The sequence below is a fragment of the Helicobacter mehlei genome, assembly GCF_007280785.1.
GTDB classification, from domain to species: Bacteria; Campylobacterota; Campylobacteria; order Campylobacterales; family Helicobacteraceae; genus Helicobacter; species Helicobacter mehlei.
This window is the reverse complement of record NZ_VKGC01000041.1, coordinates 1-2,851: the sequence shown is the minus strand read 5'-3', so window position 1 is coordinate 2,851 and position 2,851 is coordinate 1. Positions and strand designations below refer to the sequence as shown.

The following is a 2,851-nucleotide window of genomic DNA, read 5'->3' as shown; positions in this document are numbered from 1 at the left end:
TTATATTTTTTAGCCTGCTTTCTAGCATCCTTACATGCTATGGACGATCGCAAAGCGATGGAACAGGTCAAACAGTGGTTGCGTGATTTTGTGCCCAAAGAGGTGAGCCAAGATGCCAATAGTTACTATGTGATTACCCCCCAAGCAGAATGGAGCGTGGAGAACAAAACCCCCATTGAGTTTAAGGGCGAAAAATACACCTTTCTTTATGCCAAAGCTAAATTTTATGCCAATAACGAAGCCACTAACAATGCGTGGATGTGCTCGGGTGTGTTGTATCAAGGCAAACTTTACAAGGGTTTTTGTTTGGAGGGTTTTAATGGTGTTTTATTTGCCCAAGTTGTGGAGCATAACCAAGAACCCTATTTAGTGTTAGTGCTTGGAGGAGGTTTTGATTATTATAAGCAGCCCACATTGCCCATTTTGGTGTTTAGAATCATCGATCGCACCTTTTACCTAGACTACTACGGCGCACAGAATGCTGATACGCGAATCGATCGCTATTGCCTTTCCCAAGACGACCCAGAGGGCGCGCATAAAATTGCGATGGGTGAGCTCAACAATAGCCTTTTAGTCCAATTACAAATGCGCTCTAAAGATCGCCTCTGTGGTGTTAAAAATCCTCCTCTACAGCCTCCTATGGATATTGTAATGGGCAATCGCTCCTACCGCTTGATCCAAATAGCCCCCTATTTTTACTTGAATCACACCCCTCTAGCAGGTTGCGACTATATCCAGATTCCAGGTCTTGGATACAACGCTCTATGCCATGGCGCACAGGTGCAAACTAAATTCACCCATAAGGGGCGGTTTTTGACCCTAGAGAGTTATTGGCAACACAAACCCACCTCTAAACCTTTTACTAAGGCTTATAAAGGTTTCATCACTTTAAAAGAAATCGATGGGACTTTGTATTTATACCAGTATAGCCAACAAGTTTTCCAAGTGGAGACTAAGAGCACTTTTAAAGAACTCGTGGGCACGGATATTTTTTATAGACAACCCAGAGACGATCCTAGTGCTAAAAATTTAATCAAATGGGATCAGGTAAGCATTCCTAAACTCTCCAAACTTGAAACCGAGTGCCGTTTCCGTGGGCTGTGTGAGCGTAGATGAAAAAGATATTGGGGCTTTTGATCGGTGTGCTTATTTTGCATGGGGCTAGTAACCCATTTGCCACAACGCAAGCACAAGCCTTAGGGGCGATCCAACAATGGCTGGCAGATTTTATGCAAGCCAAGCAATACCAGCGTTTCTTTTTATACCCCCCCACAAGCGATCTGCCCTCTAGCCTAGATGATTACCCAACATACGGCACCTCGTGCCCAAAGGATCAACCCCATTGCCACAAGATCACCACTCTTCTTTTGAGTGCCTATGGCGAGTTTTACAAAGATTATCGGGTGCAAGCTAAGGGCATGTGTTTGGGCATCATCAAGCCAAGTAGCGCGCTTGAAAAGGGTTTTTGTTTGAAAGATTTCACAGAACCTAGATTTGAAGACACCCCCAAACAAGGCATTAGGCTAATCAAACTAGCCATGTTGCGCTTTATCCCCCCCACGCTCACTTCTCAAGCCCAACATAAGCCCGTTGTGCTCGAATTTAGGATCGTTAGTGAAGAGAGGTTTTATTTATACCGATTCAGAGAATTTAAAGGTTGGTGGCGCTCTGACTATTATGATTTTTACGATCAATTAAGAGATGACCCCAAAGACCCCTACAAATACCCCCTAGAGGCTGTTACAAACCAACTCTTGGAACATTTCAAGACCATGCCCCGTATTTTTGCCTTTAAGGGAGAAGCGTTGCAAAACTCCATAGACTATCTTGAGGGCACGCCCTATACCCTTGTGCGCAGCACCCCCAAGCCCCATTCAAAACTTGGCGATCTGGTGTGCTTAAGCATTTTGCACCAGCAACAAATTATCGGGCGCAGTCTGTGTTTAGAGGGTTACCAGCAAGGCGGATTTGCCCATCAAGGGGATTTGCTTAAGCTGGAGTTTAGCCGTCAATATTCCAACATTCTCCAAAAACTCACCATCACCCTTAAATTACAAAAGGGTCAATTTTGGTTAGATAGACTAAGCGGGCAAACGCTACGCACAGATACCCAAACGGGAGTTTCTGAACTCCTAGAATCCCCTCTTTTTTATGACCAAAACCAAGAGGATTTTAAGCACAGAGCCCCCATAAGTTTTAAAAAATTCACCCAAATGTGGCAAAAAAATCAGCCAAGATGATGTAAAATCAGAATGGGTATTTTTATTAAGGATCAGAGATGAAAAAATTAGCTTTTGCTTGGGCTTTTTTAGGACTCTTGGGTCTGAGTGCCAAGCCCTACTACACCACTTACAGCCAAGATATTGAGATAGAGGGGCAAAGATACACCCTAGTTAGCCAGACTAGCCGTGAGACACCTCAGGGCAAACCCACAACCACTTGCTTAAAAATTGAGCGCAATGGGCAGGTTTTGCACGCGCAGTTTTGTATGGAGGCAGTGGGCAAGGCTGACTTCGCTTACAAGAAAAACTATGTTACCCTAGAGTTTTCAGGCACTCTATCCGAACAGGTGAATCGCGAACTTTATCTCACCTTCAAGGTTGTCAATGGTGTTTTTTATTTGCACCAATATAGCCAACAAAACTACATCTACGATGCACAAGGGGTTAAAAAGATTCTCAAAACCCAGATCATTTACCGCCAAAACAGAGATGATCCCCATGGGGAAAACCCTATCACCCTAAACTCTTTGGATGGTGCTTACCAAGATAAGTTGTTTGCCCAATGCAAAGAGCGCGGGTATTGTATGTAGCATGAGGTGGGTTTTTATATGCCTCTTGGGGTTGGTTTG

Annotated in this window: 3 protein-coding genes; all 3 read left to right on the top strand. The window is 44.1% G+C overall.

What is annotated here, in order from left to right; all coding sequences use genetic code 11:
* A partial coding sequence (locus FNE76_RS07940; protein WP_328588067.1) for a hypothetical protein occupies positions 1-1,116 on the top strand: 1,116 nt, incomplete at its 5' end.
* Positions 1,113-2,240 carry a hypothetical protein gene (locus FNE76_RS07935; RefSeq protein ID WP_120955989.1) on the top strand — a complete coding sequence of 376 codons (1,128 nt, stop codon included), beginning with the start codon at positions 1,113-1,115 and terminating at the stop codon, positions 2,238-2,240. The genes FNE76_RS07940 and FNE76_RS07935, both read left to right, overlap by 4 nt.
* A 38-nt stretch (positions 2,241-2,278) precedes the next feature.
* Positions 2,279-2,812, top strand: a complete 534-nt coding sequence (locus tag FNE76_RS08640) for a hypothetical protein (protein ID WP_235852323.1) — start codon at positions 2,279-2,281, stop codon at positions 2,810-2,812.
* The last annotated feature ends 39 nt before the right edge of the window (positions 2,813-2,851 follow it).

Bases quoted from the DNA above. Each gene is read 5' to 3' on its own strand.
- FNE76_RS07935 (WP_120955989.1), top strand. From the start codon at position 1,113: ATGAAAAAGATATTGGGGCTTTTGATCGGTGTGCTTATTTTGCATGGG.
- FNE76_RS08640 (WP_235852323.1), top strand. From the start codon at position 2,279: ATGAAAAAATTAGCTTTTGCTTGGGCTTTTTTAGGACTCTTGGGTCTG.